This is a genomic window from Candidatus Cloacimonadota bacterium (genome assembly GCA_012516855.1).
Classification (GTDB): Bacteria; Cloacimonadota; Cloacimonadia; order Cloacimonadales; family Cloacimonadaceae; genus Syntrophosphaera.
This window is the reverse complement of sequence record JAAYWB010000041.1, coordinates 1-17,238: the sequence shown is the minus strand read 5'-3', so window position 1 is coordinate 17,238 and position 17,238 is coordinate 1. Positions and strand designations below refer to the sequence as shown.

Below are 17,238 nucleotides of genomic sequence, written 5' to 3'. Positions count from 1 at the left end.
GCCGAAGCGCCGAAACTCCCAAATCCACGTCATTCCGGGCTCGACCCGGAATCCAGACCGGGGTGGAATAGCCTATAAACCACCACCCGCCCCTAAATCCACGTCATTCCGGGCTTGACCCGGAATCCAGTGTACATCCCTTCATGGATCCCGGATCAATGTCACCTCACAAGCTCGGTGACGTCCGGGATGATGTATCCTGGAGCCTGGCGTCCAGCGAACGCAGGGAGCATGGACGGCAGGAAATGTTGCTGTCGTCGATGCTCGTTCCTCGCTCTACGCCAGCCCACCGCCCCTCGCTATCGTTATGCAGCCCTACGGGTTCGGTTAGCCAGATCACCCACGCGATTTGAAAGCGAGCCACTTAGTTTAAGCGCAACCCTCTCAGGGAATCGGGATTTCGAGGGTTTTCCCGGCTTCGATCAGAATCTCATCGGCCCGTAAAATGCGGTTTGCGGAGCGGAATTCCAGCTTGTGGATCCCGATTGTGAGGCGAACGCGGTGGTTGTCGGCTTCGGGATCGATACCCATTTGGACCCCATCCACCCAGGCTTCGCGGTTTTTCATGCTGCCGGACAGATTGAGATAACCGTATTCGGACGCAGAACCGGAGCCAGCCGCGCCCTGGTTGGTTCCACAGGCTGCCAGCAGCAGAATAAGCAGGGTGGCGAGGAGCAGGATGCGTGTTTTCATGTTTTATTCCTTGTTAGTCATTGATTTTGGATGCTCACGCTTAACCTAAACGGAACAGGGCTCCGCTGTCAAGCAAAAAGATGCCGCAAGCTTTTTTCCGGTGTCGCCTTATGGTTCCGCGAGGCATATAAAGTGTTGACACAATCAGGGGAAACGATTTTCTGACCCAACCATCAAGCAACATTGTTTCGCCGGTCTGGACACGGGCAGGCGCACATGATATAAGGAACTTATTTATGCTGGAAAAACTACTCCGCAAGATTTTCGGGGACAAGAGCACCCGCGACTTGAACCTGTATTCGCCCCAGGTTGAGGCGATCAACCTCATCTTTGAAGGCTTGCACCAGTATGACGACGATCAGCTCCGGGAACGGGTGGCAGACATCCGCGGCGAAATTGCTGAAAAACTGCGCGACCTGCGGGAAACGCTGGATGACCTGGAACGCAGATTCCGTGAAGAAGCAGAGGAAAGCGAACGCAACCGCATCGACAACCGTATCGATGAGACCAGAAAACAGCTCAAAGCACTCACCCAATCTACCCTGGACGACTATCTGCCGGAGGTTTTCGCTCTGGTGAAGGAAACCTGCCGCCGCCTCGTGGACCAGGAATTTGAAGTGCGCGGACACATGCTGAAGTGGAACATGGTGCCCTTCGACGTGCAGTTGATCGGCGGCATGGCCCTGCACGACGGCAAGATCGCCGAAATGGCCACCGGCGAGGGTAAGACTCTGGTGGCCACGCTGCCGCTGTTTCTGAACGCCCTGGTGGGCCGCGGGGTCCATCTGGTGACGGTGAACGACTATCTGGCCTCACGTGACGCGGAATGGATGTCGCCCGTTTTCAACTTCCACGGGATGAAAGTTGGCTGCATCACCACCGGCATGAGTTTTGAGGAACGCAAGGAAGCCTATCTCTGCGACGTCACTTACGGCATGAACAGCGAATTCGGTTTTGACTACCTGCGTGACAACATGGCGGTTTCACCGCAGCAACTGGTGCAGCGGGATTTTTACTACGCCATCGTGGACGAGGTGGACAGCATCCTCATCGACGAAGCGCGCACACCCCTGATCATCAGTGGCCCCATTGCCCAGGACAAGAATTTCTACCCTGAACTGCGGCCTCAGATCAACCAACTGGTGCAGTCACAGAACAGCATGGTGCAGAGGGTGTTAAGCGAAATCCGTGAAGATATCCGCGAGGATAATCCCGCGGCGGACATGGACCGCCTGGCCACCAACCTGCTCATCGTGCAGCGCGCCGCCCCGCGCAACAAAGCCTTCGCCAAGCTGATGCAGGAAAGCTGGCTGAAGAAGCTGGTTAATGACATGGAAGGCATCTATCTGCGTGACAAGAGAATGCACGAGCTGGACGAGAAGCTTTTCTATGTCGTGGAAGAGCGCCAGAACAGCGTTGACCTCTGCGAAAAGGGGCGCGAACTGCTTTCCCGCCATGAAAAGAACCTCTTTGTGGTGGAAAGCCTGGATGATGTGCTGAACCGGGTTGACGAGGACGAAAGCCTCTCCGAAGCGGACAGGATCAAACGCAAGACCCTGGAAACAAACCGCTTCATGGACAAGAGCGAAAAGCTGCACAACATCAACCAGTTGCTCAAAGCCTACACCCTCTTTGAAAATGACAAGGAATACGTGGTTATCGACAACAAGGTGATCATCGTGGATGAATTCACCGGACGCCAGATGCCGGGACGCAGGTTCTCCGACGGGCTGCATCAGGCTTTGGAGGCCAAGGAAAACGTCACCATCGAGGCCGGAACCCAAACTTTTGCCACCATCACCCTGCAGAACTACTTCAGGATGTTCGAGCGGCTTTCCGGCATGACCGGCACCGCGGTGACTGAAGAGGCCGAATTCATAGAGATTTACAACCTTCCGGTGATGACCATTCCCACCAACGTTCCCGTGACCCGCGTGGACCACGAGGACGTGATCTACATGACCAAGAACGAAAAATATCAGGCACTGATGGACGAGATCATCTACTGGCACGAACTGCAAAAACCTGTGTTGGTGGGCACCGTGAGCGTGGAGGTTTCGGAAACGATCAGCCGGCTGCTGCGCCGCCGCAACATTCCCCACAGTGTTTTGAACGCCCGCCAGCACCAGCGCGAGGCTGAGATCATCACCTCCGCGGGAAAACCGGGCTCGGTGACCATCGCCACGAACATGGCCGGCCGCGGCACAGACATCAAACTGGGCCCGGGAGTGGTGACCCAAAGCACCGAAAACTACCGCGGGATCGACTCAGCAGTAACTGACGAGTTTCCCTACGGCCAGCCTTTGGATGGCTTGCACGTGATCGGCAGCGAACGCCATGAAAGCCGCCGTATCGACCGCCAGTTGCGAGGCAGGGCAGGGCGTCAGGGCGATCCCGGCACCTCGAGGTTCTACCTTTCCCTGGAAGATGACCTGATGCGCCTGTTCGGCGGAGACCGCATCGCGCCTATGATGATGAAGATGGGAATTAAACCCGGCGACGCCATCCGCCATCCCTGGATGACCAAAACGGTGGAGCGGGCCCAGAAACGGGTGGAGGAGCACAACTTCGAGATCCGAAAAAACCTGATCAAATACGACGAGGTGATGAACCAGCAGCGCGAGGTGATCTATTCCTACCGGCGCAGCGTGCTGAAAGGCTTTTCGCTGAAGCGCGAGGTGCAGGAAATGGTGGCTGAAGCCGTGCTGCGCGTGGTGGATGAACACACCTCTGCCAGCAGTTATTCTGAGGATTGGGATTTGCAGCGTCTCTGCGTCTGGTTCCGGAACAACCTCAACGTGGCCATCGACCCTGATGAGCTTCAAAGTGACCATCTCACCAAGTCCATGCTGGAAGACATCCTGCGGGAACTGGTGATGCAGGCCTACGAGAAAAAGGAAGCCCAGGTAGGGGAGGAGATGATGCGCGACATCGAGCGCCGCAGCGTGCTGGAGGTGGTGGATGACGAATGGCGCGACCACCTGCACGAGATGGACCTGCTGAAGGAAAGCGTGCATCTGCGTTCCTACGCGCAAAAAGACCCGCTGGTCGAATACAAGCGTGAGAGCTACGAACTCTTTGAAAACCTTATCTCCCGCATCCAGGACAACGTAACCAAGAAGGTTTTCACAACCTACATCCTCTCCCAGGAACAGATGGAGAGCATGCTCAACAAGGCCAAAACCCAGCATGAGGACATGAGCGCCTTTATCCAGGACCAGACTTTGCAGGTCTCGCAAAATGCCAGTGAACCGCCTCAGTTTTCAGGACCTTACGGCGGTGAAGTAGCCAAACCCCGGCCTGTGCACGTTGCTCCGAAGGTGGGACGCAACGATCCCTGTCCCTGCGGAAGCGGCAAGAAATACAAGAACTGCTGCGGGCGCTTTGCCGATTCCGAATGATTAAGAGGAAGAAATGAACAAAGGTTTGATCATTGTTGAATCCCCCGCCAAGGCGGGCACAATCTCCAAGCTCCTGCAAAACAAGTTTTCCGTGAAAGCCTCTATGGGCCACGTGCGTGACCTGCCCAAACACGAGCTGGGAGTGGATGTTAACAACCAATTCCGGCCGGCTTACGAAATAGACAAAAAGAAATCTAAGACCATCGGCGAACTGCGCGCCGCGGCCAAAGAAGCCCCGGCGGTCTATCTGGCCAGCGACCACGACCGCGAGGGAGAGGCCATAGCCTGGCATCTGGCCAGGGTTTTGGCAAAGGAACTGGCAGGGAAGCCTGTTTACCGCATAGTTTTCAATGAGATAACTGGCAAGGCCATCACCGCCTCGATCGAAGAGCCGGGGGAAATTGACATGGCCAAGGTGGATGCCCAGCAGGCCCGGAGAGTGCTTGACCGCATCGTGGGCTACACTGTTTCGCCCCTGCTCTGGAAAGTTATCGCCAAAGACCTCAGCGCCGGCCGTGTGCAGAGTGTGGCGCTGCGCCTGATCTGCGAACGGGAACAGGAAATCGGGGCATTTGTGCCCCGTGAATTCTGGAAGTTGGAAGCCAGTTTCTGGAAGGATGAGTTTCCCCCTTTCAAAGCCAGTCTGGAAAAATGGCAGGGCAAGAAATTCGAGATCCCGGACGAGGCCAAAGCCATCGAGATAGCCAAAAAAGTCAGTTCCTCCCTGGCTGTGATTAGTGAGATCAAACGCACCCTGCGCAACCTGCAGCCCCAGCCGCCTTTCATCACAAGCACCCTGCAGCAGGAAGCTTCCAAATTGCTGGGTTTTACTTCGGAAAGGACGATGTCCATTGCCCAGCAACTCTATGAGGGAATAGCCCTCAAGGGCGAAACCACCGGCCTGATCACCTACATGCGCACAGACAGCGTTCGTATCGCTACCGAGGCTGTGGAAAACTGCCGCGGCCTGGTCAAAGAGCGCTTCGGCGCCGATATGCTGCATGACACCGCCAGGGTTTACAAGAACAAATCCTCAGCCCAGGATGCCCACGAGGCTATCCGGCCCACCGACGCCTTTCACACTCCGGAGAGCGTGGCCGCCAGCCTCAGCAAGGAGCAGCTGAAACTTTACACCCTTATCTGGCAACGCTTTGTTGCCACGCAGATGAAGCCCGTGAAGCTGGAAAACACCTCAGCTAAGATCGGCCTGGGCGAAGCCATATTCGCCGCCAGCGGCAACCGCGTGGTGGAAGAGGGTTTCATGAAGGCCTATCCTCACGTGGTGTTTGTTGAAGGCGCGCAAATCCACTCTGCCTACTCCCAAAACGATGAACTCGAGCATGACGCCCTCAAGCGCTCCCAGCATTTCACCACTCCGCCTCCGCGCTTCACCGAAGCCTCACTGATAAAAGAACTTGAGGCCAAAGGCATCGGCCGCCCCTCCACCTATTCCAGCATCATCAGCACCATCAAAAAGCGCAAATACGTGGGCATGGAAAAGAAGAGCTTTTATCCCACGGATTTGGGCAACGACGTCAACCGCTTTCTGGTGGCTAATTTCGACTCCATCTTCAACGTTAGTTTCACCGCTCAAATGGAAACCAAGCTGGACGAGGTCGAGGAGAAAAAGGCTGTCTGGCATGAACTTGTGCAAAGCTATTACGAGGAGCTGGGCAAATTGATCAAGGGCCTGGATATCAAGAAGGAAAAAAGCGCCTTCACCCAGGAAACGGACCTGGTCTGCGAAGTCTGCGGCGAGGGCAAAATGGTGATAAAACGTTCAAAAAACGGTGAATTCCTGGCCTGCAACCGCTTTCCGGCCTGCCGCAACAGCAAGAATTTCAGCCGGGACGAGAACGGCAGGATCGTGATCGCGGTGCCCAAAACCCTGGATGAGAAATGCCCCCAGTGCGGCAGCCCCCTGGTGGAGAGGAGCGGCAGATTCGGAGTCTTTATCGCCTGCAGCAACTATCCCAAATGCAAATTCTCCCGCCCCAAAACTACCGGCATCACTTGCCCGGAATGCCATGAGGGCGAGATAAACCAGCGCCGCAACAAGCAGGGCAAGCCATTCTGGTCCTGCACCCGTTATCCCGACTGCAAATACATCACGAACGACAAACCGCTGCCCATCGCCTGCCCTAACTGCGGCCACCCCTTCATCCAGGAAAAATACAGCAAAGCCAAGGGTAATTACAAGCAATGCCCGCAGTGCAAAAGCGTTATGGAATAACGCGCGTTCCGGCCTGGGACGCCTTGCGCAGCGCGTTCCAGAGCATCATGAACCACAAAATGCGCTCGCTGCTGACCCTCACGGGAATTGTCATCGGCGTGCTGGCCGTGGTGTCCATGTTTTCCAGCGTTTACGCGCTCAAGCACCTTATCAGCAAGAACATGGAAGGCATGGGCTGGGACCTTTCGGTGGTGATCGCGGCGGATACACCGGACCAGGTTTTCGGCCACAGAAGCCGGCGCCGGGCCCTCCGCCGCGCCGAGCAGAGCGTGAGAACCATCAGCTACGACGACTACCTGGCCCTCAAATCGTCCCTGCCTCACAAGAGCAGCTACGCCATGATCATGAGCACGGCGGTGATGAAGCTCGGCAACAAGGACAAACAGGTCCAGCTCCGCGCCACCGACCCAAGCTTCTTCACCAACAAGACCTATCCCATCCTCCACGGCCGCTACTACAACCAGTATGAGAACGACAACGTTCTGCCCGCGGCTGTCTTAGGCTACCATTTTGCCCGGGAGCAATATGGCAACGCGAACCCGGTGGGCAAGGTTCTGCAGCTGGGGGAACACCGTCTGCGCGTGGTGGGCGTGCTCAAGGACGACCAGCTTTCCAGCGGCGGCGGGATGAACTTCAACGCCTGGGAACGCAAAGACGAGCTCAGCGCGGTGTATCTGCCCCTTAAATATGGCGCTTACCGTTTCGGGACCAACAAGGGCGTGCACATGATCTACCTTCAGGCTCATGACGAAGAGGAGTTCCGCGAGCTGAAAACCCAGGCCCGGCAACTGCTGCTGGCCCGGCACCGGATGTATCCCAATTTCAGCTTCCTGGATGTGGGGGAGCTTATCCTCACCATCACAAAGGAGATAGAAGGCTACATGGAAAAGTGGAACATCACGCTCATCGCCATCGCCTCCATATCCCTCATCGTTGGAGGCATCGGGCTTTTCAGCACCCTGCTGATCTCGATCCAGGAGCGGATGACCGAGATCGGGGTGCGCAAAAGCGTGGGCGCCACGGAAAAGGACATCTTTTACTATTTCATTTTCGAAGCCCTGGCCCTGGCCCTGTTGGGAGCGCTGCTGGGGATTCTGCTGGCCTGGACCGCCCTCAGCCTGATCAGCAAGGCCATTGATTTTCCCCTCTATTTGCCTGTTCAGGGCGTGCTGGTGGGCCTGTTCTTTTCTCTTGTCACAGGCTTTGTTTCGGGGTTGTATCCGGCTCTCAAAGCTGCTTCCGTCGATCCGATCAAGGCCATTTACTATTTCTCGTAAACCAATTTGCCCCGATGCGGGGTGTGGACCTGGCAAACGGGATTTGGCTTGACACGCTGTTAAAGATTTACACTATTGCGACCATGACTAAGTTTTCGATTTCCCGGTTGATGCACTTCCGGCTACGGAAGGGTTACAGCGTCAAACTGTTGCTGTTGGTTTTTGCCTGTTTCAGCCTGGCTGGTGTTCCGCTGTGGGGACAGGTTCTGGATACTCAGGGCCTGAAATCCGCTCTGGACGGGCTTATGGATTCGTCGCTGGTGAATGGCGCCAGCGTCGCGGTGGCTTTCTACGCTCCGGAGGACAGCAGCCTGATTTACGGATACGGGGCTGGCAAGGAACTCATGCCTGCCTCTCTGCAAAAGCTTTATACAGGCATCGGCGCGCTGGAGACCTACGGCCCCGGACACCGCTTCCAGACAGAGATCGGCATCCGCGGCGAAGTCCGCGATGGCGTTTTGGAGGGGGATTTGGTTATCAAGGGCGGCGGAGACCCCACTTGGATGGAGGCTTTCTATCCAGAGGGGCCGCACCGGGTGTTCGAAATGTGGGCTGATTCTTTGAAAGCGAGGGACATCAGGCGGGTCAGAGGCAACTTGGTCGGAGATATAAGCCTATATCCCACATATCCTTACAACCCAAGCTGGGAAGCCCATAACCTGCCTTACGGTTTTTCGCCTGGAGTTGGTGCCCTCTCTTTCAACGCCAATATGGTGCGCTTCGTCCTCAAAGGCTCTTCCCAGGCGGGGGAAAAAGCCAGGGCATATCCCCGCCACGGCTACAACTATTTTGAGCTCGACAACCAGATAACCACGGTCGCGGAGAAGGGCTCCGCCGGCATCTGGCTGCAAGTTTCCGAAGATAATAGCAGAGTTACTTTGAAGGGAAAACTGGGTGTGGACACCCCGGAATACCTCACCGCCGCGGTGCGTAATCCGCCTCTTTTCACGCTGCGGATGCTGCGGAACACCCTCTCGGAGAAAGGATTATCCATTTCCGGGAAAACCGTGCTGGAAGAAGACCCCGCCATCCACGACAGCCTCGAAACTCTGTTCGTGTTCGATTCTTTTCCGCTAAGCGACATCTTGGGGGTAATGCTTAAAACCAGCTCCAACATGATTGCCGAAAACCTGCTCTGCAACATCGGCGCAGGCGTGGAAAACGGCGCGGTCCGGGTTGAGGAACTCCTCGCGGCGAAAGGCATCCCGGGCGAGGGTTTCAATGTCATAGACGGCTCCGGTTTGGCCCGCCAAAACAGTTGTTCCGCCTCGCATCTCGGCCTGACCCTCAGCCACGCTTACCATCAGGATTGGTTCGACATTTTTCTCAACAGTCTGGCTTTACCCGGTGAGGACGGAACTTTGAGAAGCAGGTTCACCGAACTCAAAGGCAAGGGTCGCCTCTACGGAAAAACCGGCTATCTGAGGGACGTGAGCAACCTGGCTGGATACCTACGCGCCCAGGATGGCGAACTCTACGCCTTCGTTATCATCTGCAACAATGTGAGCAACGTCGCCAACGCCAAAAAATGGCAGGCCAGCGTCTGCGACACCCTGCTGCGTTATTCCGGAGATTAAACTCCGGTTACCAAAGCTTTTCAAATCAGGGCATAGCGGAGGGAAAGTGTCTCAGAGGCACAGACTTTATCTACAAAGGCAGGGCGAAGATAGCTGTTTTTTCTGAAAAAAGCTGGTAACTCACTACACGCCAACCTATTCGTCCTTTGCCCTATCCCACTAGCCTCTAACTTACATCCCGTTGACTTCCCGTTTGACGAGTGGGAACTTAGCGGGAAGTGAATGAGATGTGTATGGGATGGGGTAAAGCACGGATCAAGTCACGAAAACCGGGCCGGACAGGGAATTCTGCCCAGATTCTGTGAGTCGGGTTTGAAAGAGAGCAAAAAAAGCCCGGAACGCGCCGGGCTTTATATTCGGATGGGGTCTATCTCAGATGAAGAGGTTGATGTTGGCCTGCTCGGCTTCGGAGAGGTAAGTCGCAACTCCGCCGATGGTTATGCCATCCATCAGCTCTTCCGGGCTCACGCCCATGATATCCATGGACATCTGGCAGGCGATCATTTCCACGCCGGCTTTCTGGGCCTGGAGGATCATCGTTTCAAGCTGGTCCACGTTCTTGTCTTTCATGCGCTTGCGCATCAGGACGGGACCCATGCCACCGAAATTGATCTTGGAAAGCCCCAGCGAACGGCTGCTACCGGCCAGCATCATACCGAACATCTTGCCCATCAAGTCTTTCTGGATTTTGGGCTTGTGGTGTCTCTTGATCACATTCAGTCCCCAGAAGGTGAAGAACATGGTCACCTTTTTGCCGGTGGTGGCGGCGCCGTTGGCGATCACGAAGGAGGCCAGGGCGCGGTCCAGAGCGTCGCTGAAGACAATGATGGTCTTGTTGCGGCCGCCGCCCGAGGCGCCAACTTCCTCGCCGCCGCCCTTGAGGACGGTGGCCACGTATTTTTTGCCGATTTCCTCGATGCCGATCAGGGTGTTTCCGGTCATTTTGCACCAGGCGGGAACGTCTTTCACGAAGCCCGGGTCGGTGGCTGAGATACGCAGTTTGTCGCCTTCGAGCAATTTGTCCATCTCTATCTTGAGGCGCACAATGGGCCCGGGGCACTGCAGCCCGCAGGCGTCGGCTTCCACGGTGCGTCCTCCGGCTGTGGAAGTATCTTCTTTTTTATACATTTGGTCGTCCTTGTCGATGTAGTCGCTGGAAAAGATGTCCTCGTTGGTTTGGGGTTTGTGGGCCTGCTCGTAGGTGGTGTAGCCACCGGAGAGGTTGTAAACTTCGTCAAAGCCGTTCTGGGTAAGGATGCGGCAGGCGAAATAGCTGCGATGGCCGGTGCCGCAGAAGACAACGATCTTCTTTCCCCGGGGAACCTCTGCCAATCTGCCGCGCAGCTCGTCCACAGGCAGATTGATGGCTCCTTTGATGCTGCCCAGGCCAAATTCCATGGCAGTGCGCGCGTCGATCAGGACGGAGTTGGCGGGGTCCAGTTGCTCCAATTCGTCCCAGTGGATTACCTTGCAAACTCCGGTGAGGATGTTTTCCGCCACCATGCCGGCCAGGTTCACGGGATCCTTGGAGCTGGAAAATGGTGGCGCGTAGGCGTGTTCGAGTTCCACCAGGTCGTGCACGGTCTCTTTGTGCTTGATGATGTGGGCCAGCATCTCGATGCGTTTGTCCACACCGTCGAAACCCACCACCTGAGCGCCGTAGAGGCGTCCGTCCTCGCTGGAGAAAGCTATCTTGACGGTGAGGGGCAGGGCGTCCGGATAGTAGCCCGCGTGTGAGGAGGAATGGACGATGGAGGTATAATGGGGGATGCCTTCCTGCTCCAGAGCCTTTTTGGAGATTCCCGCCGCGGCCACCGTGATGTCGAAGATCTTGGCGATGGCGGTGTTGATGGAGCCGCAGTATTTGCGCCGGTTGCCCAGAACGATGTTGTCGGCGGCGATGCGGGCCTGTTTGTTTGCTGGGCCGGCCAGAAAGGTGAGGGAGGTTTTGCCGGTGATGGGATTGTCCATCGCGATGGCGTCGCCCACGGCGTAGATATCTGGATCGGAGGTCTGGAGATATTCATTCACCAGGATTCCCTTGCTGGGGCCAAGTTCCAGACCCGCGGCCTCAGCCAGACGGCTGTCCGGCTTCACGCCGATGGAGAGGATCACCAGGTCCGCGGGAATGGCTTTGCCGCTGGCCAGGCGGACCCTGAGCCCATCGCTGTCGCGCTCGAAGGCTTTCACGGCCTCGCCCAGGTAGAGTCCCACGTTTTTGGCTTTCAGATGCTGGTGCACCTGGGCTGCCAGCTCAAAATCCAGATAGGTCATCACCTGCGGAGCCATCTCCACGATGGAGACCATTATGCCCTTGTGATGCAGGTTTTCGGCCATTTCCACACCGATGAATCCCGCTCCCACCACCACGGCGTGGCGAACCCGGTGTTCCTCCAGGTATTCCTTGATGCGGTCTGTATCCGGAACGCTGCGCAGGGTGAAAACGGAGGGGTCGTCGATTCCCGGCAGCGGCGGGCGAACCGGTTCCGCGCCAGGCGAAAGCACCAGTTTGTCATACTTTTCGACGTACTCTTTGCCGCTCTTGAGGTCTTTGGCGGTCACGGTTTTGGCCGCGCGGTCGATGGAAATGATCTCGGTGTTGGTGCGGACATCAATGTTCAGCCTGGCTTTGAAGCTTTCCGGGGTCTGCACGAAGAGGCGGTCCCGCTCCGATATCACCCCGCCGATGTAATAGGGCAAACCGCAGTTGGCATAGGATATGTAATTGCCGCGCTCGAACATGATGATTTCGGCGTGTTCATCCATCCGGCGCAGTCGGGCAGCTGTGGTGGCGCCGCCAGCCACACCTCCCACGATGAGGTATCTGGCCATGGTATCTCCTTCAGGAAAAGATAATTGGCGAACTTTTCCGCCAACCAGGGCGGTCAGGCGGAATACTGGTCCCCAATAATAAAGATACGCAAGATATGTTCCCCGGCAAGTAAAATCCTGTGAAATTAACCGCTATGAACTCATTGCCCCGGAAAAGCATTTCCGGAATGGGAATGAGAGAATCGGCCAAATCACGTTCCAGCCGATATCTGGCCCGGTCCGAATTTATCTGGCGCAATTTCTATTGACAGGAAACAGCCATCTGCTTTGATTGACATCCAAATTTCGCTAAAAAAAGGAGTCGTCATGATTAGAGACCGTTTCTTCCGTGTCCACAGCAATCGGGAAGCTCTCTACGCCAGGATGTTACGCCCCCTCTGGCAGGACGATGAGGAGGTATTGCTACAGCTTTCCGTTTTTAGCGCAACATTGAAGCCTCTGCGGTGATGGACCCGCACCCGCCTCGAAAGCGGGACGCTTTCATTGAAGGTTTTCCCAATATCCGGCCACCCCGGGTTTTCCTTTGCCTTCACCATTCCAATAAAACCACAGAGGAGAAAAAATGCAAGCACTTGGCAGACAGATACTGGTCGAATTTTACGACTGCGATAAAGACATTCTTAAGGACGAACAGGCCATCCGCACGGCTCTGATCGACGCCTGCGTGATCGGCAAAGCCACCGTCGTCACCGATACTTTCCACTCTTTCAGCCCCCACGGCGTCAGCGGCGTGGTGGTGATCGCCGAATCGCACGTGGCTATCCACACCTGGCCGGAATACAGCTACGCGGCGGTGGATATCTTCACCTGCGGCGAAACCATCGAACCCTGGGACCTCTTCAACCACCTGGAGAAGTGCCTTAAGAGCAAAAACAGCAGCAAGATAGAGCTCCGAAGAGGCCTCTTCGACACCGGCGGCGAACCCCTCAAGCACAAACCGGATTGACACACATGAATTACTGGCACACCGACTTTCACAGTCCCCATCACGGGCTCGCTTTCGAGGTGGAAAAGCTGCTGTATTCCGAGCAGAGCCCCTTCCAGAAAATCGAGGTTGTGCAAACCCCCTCTTTCGGGATAGTTCTGCTGCTGGACGGCGCGCTGATGCTTACGGAAAGGGACGAATTCACCTACCACGAAATGATGGTCCATCCGACCCTTTTCACCCATCCCCAGCCCCAAAGCGTTCTGATCATCGGCGGCGGAGACTGCGGGACCTTGACCCGGGTTTTGCGGCACGGCTCAGTCCGCCGCGTGAAAATGGTGGAGCTGGACGAGCGCGTAACCTGTGTTGCCAACCGGTTTTTCCCGGAACTGGCCACAGCCGTGGACGATCCCCGCGCGGAACTTGTCTTCACTGACGGGATCAAGTTTCTGCGGGACACAACAGAAAAGTTTGACGTCATCCTCATCGACAGCACCGACCCGGTGGGACCGGCGGTAGGTCTCTTCCGGGCACCCTTTTTCACCGATTGCGAGCGTGCCCTCAACCCTGGCGGGATCCTCTGCCTGCAGTCGGAAAGCCCCTGGATCCCGGAACTGGGCAAGTTGATCGGCGAGGTCCACCGCGACCTCCGCTCCCTTTTCCCGCTGGTTCGGGCTTACAGCGCCGCCATCCAGACCTATCAGGCCGGCTTTTGGCTTTTCCAGATGGCCTCCAAATCCCCCGACCCCCTCGCGCCGGAAGTGGGGGCCAGAATCAGCGCCGCCGCCATTCCAACCCGCTACTACAACCGCGATTTGCACTACGCCTCTTTCAGCCTGCCCACCTTTGTGCTGGAGCAGCTCGGCTGAGTTAGGCAAGTAACTATTCTGCCAGTCCCGGGGTAAGGCACATCTCCCGAAATCCTTTTGTCCTATTTGTAGGGTTTATCAGCCCCTTTTTCCTCATTTTCGGCTCATGCCTGTTCAGATTGGAAACGGCCTTTCAGGCTGCTTTCTGATGAGCGTCCGAAACTAAATAAAGCTCTCTTTCAAACTAACCTGGCGCCATATATGCCAACCCTTTGCCGGGTCATGCCAGCCAGGTCCTTAGCGCCCGCGTCTCTCTTCCTCCTGCGCCTCCCGCACAATTCTCGCATCAAATGCGGGCATTAGGCGGGAGGCGTGTCAGGGAAGCGATAGAAGGCCTTAACGGCCAGACGGCATTCTCAAGCCCAATCCCTCACCCTAAGCTGAGGATTATATATAAGGATATTACATTATATAAATGAGGGTTTGAAAATCCTGATGTCGGTTCAAGCATAAACAATAGCATTTCATAACAATCTGTAATACAATATAGATAGGAATCACCAGGCGGCTTGTTGCCAAGATTTGAAGTAGATTCTACTTGACAGATATATAGCACTCAATATTCTGCGACCAATAAGGAGCTTTTATTATGAAGAATGATTTTACACTTGATAAGCTGAGCGTGATCGGAAGGGCCGCGGAGGCCTACGCTGCCGGGGATTTATCCGAGGTAAAACAAAGGGCGGAGCGTTTGTATCTTGGAAAGCGCTATCCCTTTGCCATCAGCGCTGAATATCCTTATCCCCTCAACCTGTTCAGCCCACGTCTTTCCGCGATACTTGAGGGCGTAAGCAAGTATCCGGATGCCGGGGAAACATGGGAACTGATCAGCGCCAGGGAAAACATCATCAGGATGACAGCGGCTACAGAGATAAACAGAACCGCGGCAGAGATACTTGGCCCCATATTTGAGGAAAAGTATCCCCAAAGTGATGGGATCATAGCCCGTAAACAGATGATCGGCTATATGATCAAGATCGTAATGGAGTGTTTTGGCTATACAACGTCCGGAGGCAGGATGCAAATCGACACGACCGGAGGGAAAGATTTGCCCAATCGCAGGTCTAATTACTTCAAATCGGCAACCCGCTACGCAAAAATGACAGAAGGCGAGCGAGATGCATTGCTTGGTCAAATCGCAGAAACGGATGTGAGAAAGCATTTTCTGGCCATTACTGACCTGATCATCGCAGGACAGACAGAATACCAGAAAGCATACAACATTGACGGCTTAACGAATTGGGACTCATTGTAAGGAGATGATGAATGAAAATCGAGGGTATTGAACCGGTAGAAATCCTGCACAAGCTGTTTGAATTGAATGCGCAGGAACAGTCTATTAACCTGGATAATCAGTTGGAATCGGCTCACGCTCAGGACATGGTTCCCGTAGCAAAGCCCAGGGCGAAGCTGCTGAACAAGCATATCCGCCAGTTGATAACGCATCCCCTGTTTGAGGGTTACGGCCTCACACGGCAGGACGTGATGGTGATAGCCGATCTCTGGCAATTTCATCTTGAGCTGCCAGGCCGGGGTAGCAACTGGGCCTGCATCTGCGCGAGCGCCAGGATCGAGCGCCACAGGGTTTCGGAGTGCCTGGAGTATGTCGCCAGGCTCCTGGCGCGCAATATCATCTGCTTTGATGAGAATATAACCGGCAACTACTTTCTGAATCCCATCATCCTGCAATCGGCTGAATACAACCTGAGCAAAGACCTCATCCTGAGGATATTGGGAAGGGACCTGAACAAAGAACTGGAGATGATTCTGAAAGAGAATTGGCAGAATGACGACGACTTTCTGAACGACCTGAGATTGGTCTTCGATCTCTGCTATAACAGCTTTTCCGAATTGGGCAGCCGGTCTCCTATGCTGGAATATCCGATTCTATCGGCTTGCCTGAACCTGCTCAAAGAGAGAATACTGGCTGCTCCTGACACTCTGGGAATAAAAGCGCTGGCGAGCCAACACGGCCTAAGCGACGACCAATTGTCCATCATACTGGTAGTCCTGTATCATCAGCTATATAGGGGTGGCATGATCACGGAGCTTGATCTGGCTCTGTCCCTGGCGCCGGATCCCAGGTTCAGGCTGCTGCAGCAAGAGTTGACAAGCGATGGCTCAAAGTTGATAATGCTGGGATTGATCGGCAAAGAATCCCATTCTTTCAGGGGACAGATACTGTCTTTGGTCATTCCGCAGGAAATACTGAAGTCGCTTGGATACAGGGCAAGAACCATTGATAAAGCCAGGCCCGGAAAACTGAGTTCGTATTTCCAAAAGAGCCGGCCTGTCCAGACTCTTGACGATGTGATAATTCCCGCCCCGGACAAGCAACTGATTGCCCAGATCATCACCAAATGCAAGAGCGATAAACGCGAAGCCCTGGCAAAATGGGGGTTCAAAGCCGAAAACGCCAGGCAGGGTGTGGTGTTGCTGCTTTACGGCGCCCCCGGAACCGGCAAGACCTACACGGCGGGGGCAATTGCCAAAGAACTGCGCAAAGACCTGATGACGCTCAATGTGCCGGAACTGCGGAATAAATACTATGGCGAGACGGAAAAGCTGGTCAAGGAAGCCTTTACTGAGATGCGTGAGATGGCAGCCGGGGAAAAGAATGCCCCGGTTTTCCTCCTGAACGAGGCGGATCAGTTGATCCATGCAAGGATCTCCATCACTACGGAATGCGATGCTATCGAAAACGCCATCCAGAGCATCATTCTGGAGGAACTGGAGACCTTTCCGGGCATCCTGATCCTCACCACCAACCTCGAAAACAACCTCGATGAGGCCTTCTTCCGCCGCTTTGACCTCAAATTCAGGTTCAGCCTGCCGGACCTCGAATGCAGACGCCAGCTCTGGAAGCTGTATCTCAGAAAAGAGATTCCCGGCTCGGCGGATATCGATGTTGAGCCTCTGGCGCGGAAATACCAGTTCAGCGGCGCACAGATCGCGCTGGTGGTGCAAAACGCCTGTGTCGAAGCAATCGGCCGGACAGGTGAATTCAGACGCCTCAGCCTGCCAGACCTGCTGAAATACGCAGACCTGGAACAGCCGTGGACAAACAGCGTGAGTAAAAGCATAGGATTCTAACAGGATATGATGAGAAGCACAGTCTCTGAAAATATCGAGCTCAAGCTTGACAAAAAAGTTCCCTCTAATAGTTTCTGCTCAGTTAGTAGGTATGCAGATGTGGAACTGCCTTGGACAGGTAGAGTAACAATAATGAACAGGTTTTTGGAGGTAAGATGAAACCTGAAAAAACGATAAATCGGAAGATGGTTGAAGCTTCCTTGATCATGAAACAGATCAATGGCGAGACGTCCCAAACCATTCCACATGACGTGGATTTGAAACACGTATATTGTGCTAATCATGCAGACAGCGTGATTAATGGCATCACTGCTGATATGTTCTGCTGCGATCTCATC

At 55.0% G+C, this 17,238-nt stretch carries 12 protein-coding genes; 10 read left to right on the top strand and 2 right to left on the bottom strand.

Going from position 1 to position 17,238, the window contains the following annotated elements:
* Positions 1–384: 384 nt before the first annotated feature.
* The gene (locus GX466_03850) at positions 385–693 is read right to left on the bottom strand and encodes a hypothetical protein (GenBank protein NLH93338.1); all 309 of its coding nucleotides are present in this window, start codon (positions 691–693) and stop codon (positions 385–387) included.
* A 236-nt stretch (positions 694–929) separates the two neighbouring features.
* Here GX466_03850 and secA point away from each other — a divergent pair, with 236 nt between their 5' ends.
* From secA to dacB, 4 genes are all read left to right on the top strand, one after another.
* A complete protein-coding gene (secA, locus tag GX466_03845) occupies positions 930–4,094 on the top strand; it encodes a preprotein translocase subunit SecA (protein ID NLH93337.1) in 3,165 nt (1,054 codons plus the stop codon).
* A 13-nt stretch (positions 4,095–4,107) separates the two neighbouring features.
* Entirely contained in the window at positions 4,108–6,327 is a 2,220-nt protein-coding gene (gene topA, locus GX466_03840; protein ID NLH93336.1) for a type I DNA topoisomerase, read from the top strand.
* The gene (locus tag GX466_03835; protein ID NLH93335.1) at positions 6,297–7,604 is read left to right on the top strand and encodes an FtsX-like permease family protein; all 1,308 of its coding nucleotides are present in this window, start codon (positions 6,297–6,299) and stop codon (positions 7,602–7,604) included. Before topA ends, GX466_03835 begins: the two co-directional genes overlap by 31 nt.
* A gap of 83 nt (positions 7,605–7,687) precedes the next feature.
* Entirely contained in the window at positions 7,688–9,181 is a 1,494-nt protein-coding gene (gene dacB, locus GX466_03830) for a D-alanyl-D-alanine carboxypeptidase/D-alanyl-D-alanine-endopeptidase (GenBank protein ID NLH93334.1), read from the top strand.
* Between the two features lie 372 nt (positions 9,182–9,553).
* Here dacB and GX466_03825 read toward each other — a convergent pair whose 3' ends face one another.
* The gene (locus tag GX466_03825; protein ID NLH93333.1) at positions 9,554–12,013 is read right to left on the bottom strand and encodes an FAD-dependent oxidoreductase; all 2,460 of its coding nucleotides are present in this window, start codon (positions 12,011–12,013) and stop codon (positions 9,554–9,556) included.
* Between the two features lie 306 nt (positions 12,014–12,319).
* Here GX466_03825 and GX466_03820 point away from each other — a divergent pair, with 306 nt between their 5' ends.
* The 6 genes from GX466_03820 to GX466_03795 form a co-directional block, all read left to right on the top strand.
* Complete coding sequence (locus GX466_03820) at positions 12,320–12,460, top strand: hypothetical protein (GenBank protein ID NLH93332.1); 141 nt, start codon at positions 12,320–12,322, stop codon at positions 12,458–12,460.
* 115 nt (positions 12,461–12,575) lie between these two features.
* The gene (gene speD / locus GX466_03815) at positions 12,576–12,959 is read left to right on the top strand and encodes an adenosylmethionine decarboxylase (protein ID NLH93331.1); all 384 of its coding nucleotides are present in this window, start codon (positions 12,576–12,578) and stop codon (positions 12,957–12,959) included.
* Positions 12,960–12,964: 5 nt separating this feature from the next.
* Entirely contained in the window at positions 12,965–13,807 is an 843-nt protein-coding gene (speE, locus tag GX466_03810; GenBank protein NLH93330.1) for a polyamine aminopropyltransferase, read from the top strand.
* A 589-nt stretch (positions 13,808–14,396) separates the two neighbouring features.
* The gene (locus tag GX466_03805) at positions 14,397–15,062 is read left to right on the top strand and encodes a hypothetical protein (protein NLH93329.1); all 666 of its coding nucleotides are present in this window, start codon (positions 14,397–14,399) and stop codon (positions 15,060–15,062) included.
* Positions 15,063–15,073: 11 nt separating this feature from the next.
* A complete protein-coding gene (locus GX466_03800; GenBank protein NLH93328.1) occupies positions 15,074–16,900 on the top strand; it encodes an ATP-binding protein in 1,827 nt (608 codons plus the stop codon).
* Between the two features lie 155 nt (positions 16,901–17,055).
* A partial coding sequence (locus tag GX466_03795; GenBank protein ID NLH93327.1) for a hypothetical protein occupies positions 17,056–17,238 on the top strand: 183 nt, incomplete at its 3' end.

Bases quoted from the DNA above. Each gene is read 5' to 3' on its own strand.
- GX466_03850 (NLH93338.1), bottom strand. From the start codon at position 693: ATGAAAACACGCATCCTGCTCCTCGCCACCCTGCTTATTCTGCTGCTG.
- secA (NLH93337.1), top strand. From the start codon at position 930: ATGCTGGAAAAACTACTCCGCAAGATTTTCGGGGACAAGAGCACCCGC.
- topA (NLH93336.1), top strand. From the start codon at position 4,108: ATGAACAAAGGTTTGATCATTGTTGAATCCCCCGCCAAGGCGGGCACA.
- GX466_03835 (NLH93335.1), top strand. From the start codon at position 6,297: ATGCCCGCAGTGCAAAAGCGTTATGGAATAACGCGCGTTCCGGCCTGG.
- dacB (NLH93334.1), top strand. From the start codon at position 7,688: ATGACTAAGTTTTCGATTTCCCGGTTGATGCACTTCCGGCTACGGAAG.
- GX466_03825 (NLH93333.1), bottom strand. From the start codon at position 12,013: ATGGCCAGATACCTCATCGTGGGAGGTGTGGCTGGCGGCGCCACCACA.
- GX466_03820 (NLH93332.1), top strand. From the start codon at position 12,320: ATGATTAGAGACCGTTTCTTCCGTGTCCACAGCAATCGGGAAGCTCTC.
- speD (NLH93331.1), top strand. From the start codon at position 12,576: ATGCAAGCACTTGGCAGACAGATACTGGTCGAATTTTACGACTGCGAT.
- speE (NLH93330.1), top strand. From the start codon at position 12,965: ATGAATTACTGGCACACCGACTTTCACAGTCCCCATCACGGGCTCGCT.
- GX466_03805 (NLH93329.1), top strand. From the start codon at position 14,397: ATGAAGAATGATTTTACACTTGATAAGCTGAGCGTGATCGGAAGGGCC.
- GX466_03800 (NLH93328.1), top strand. From the start codon at position 15,074: ATGAAAATCGAGGGTATTGAACCGGTAGAAATCCTGCACAAGCTGTTT.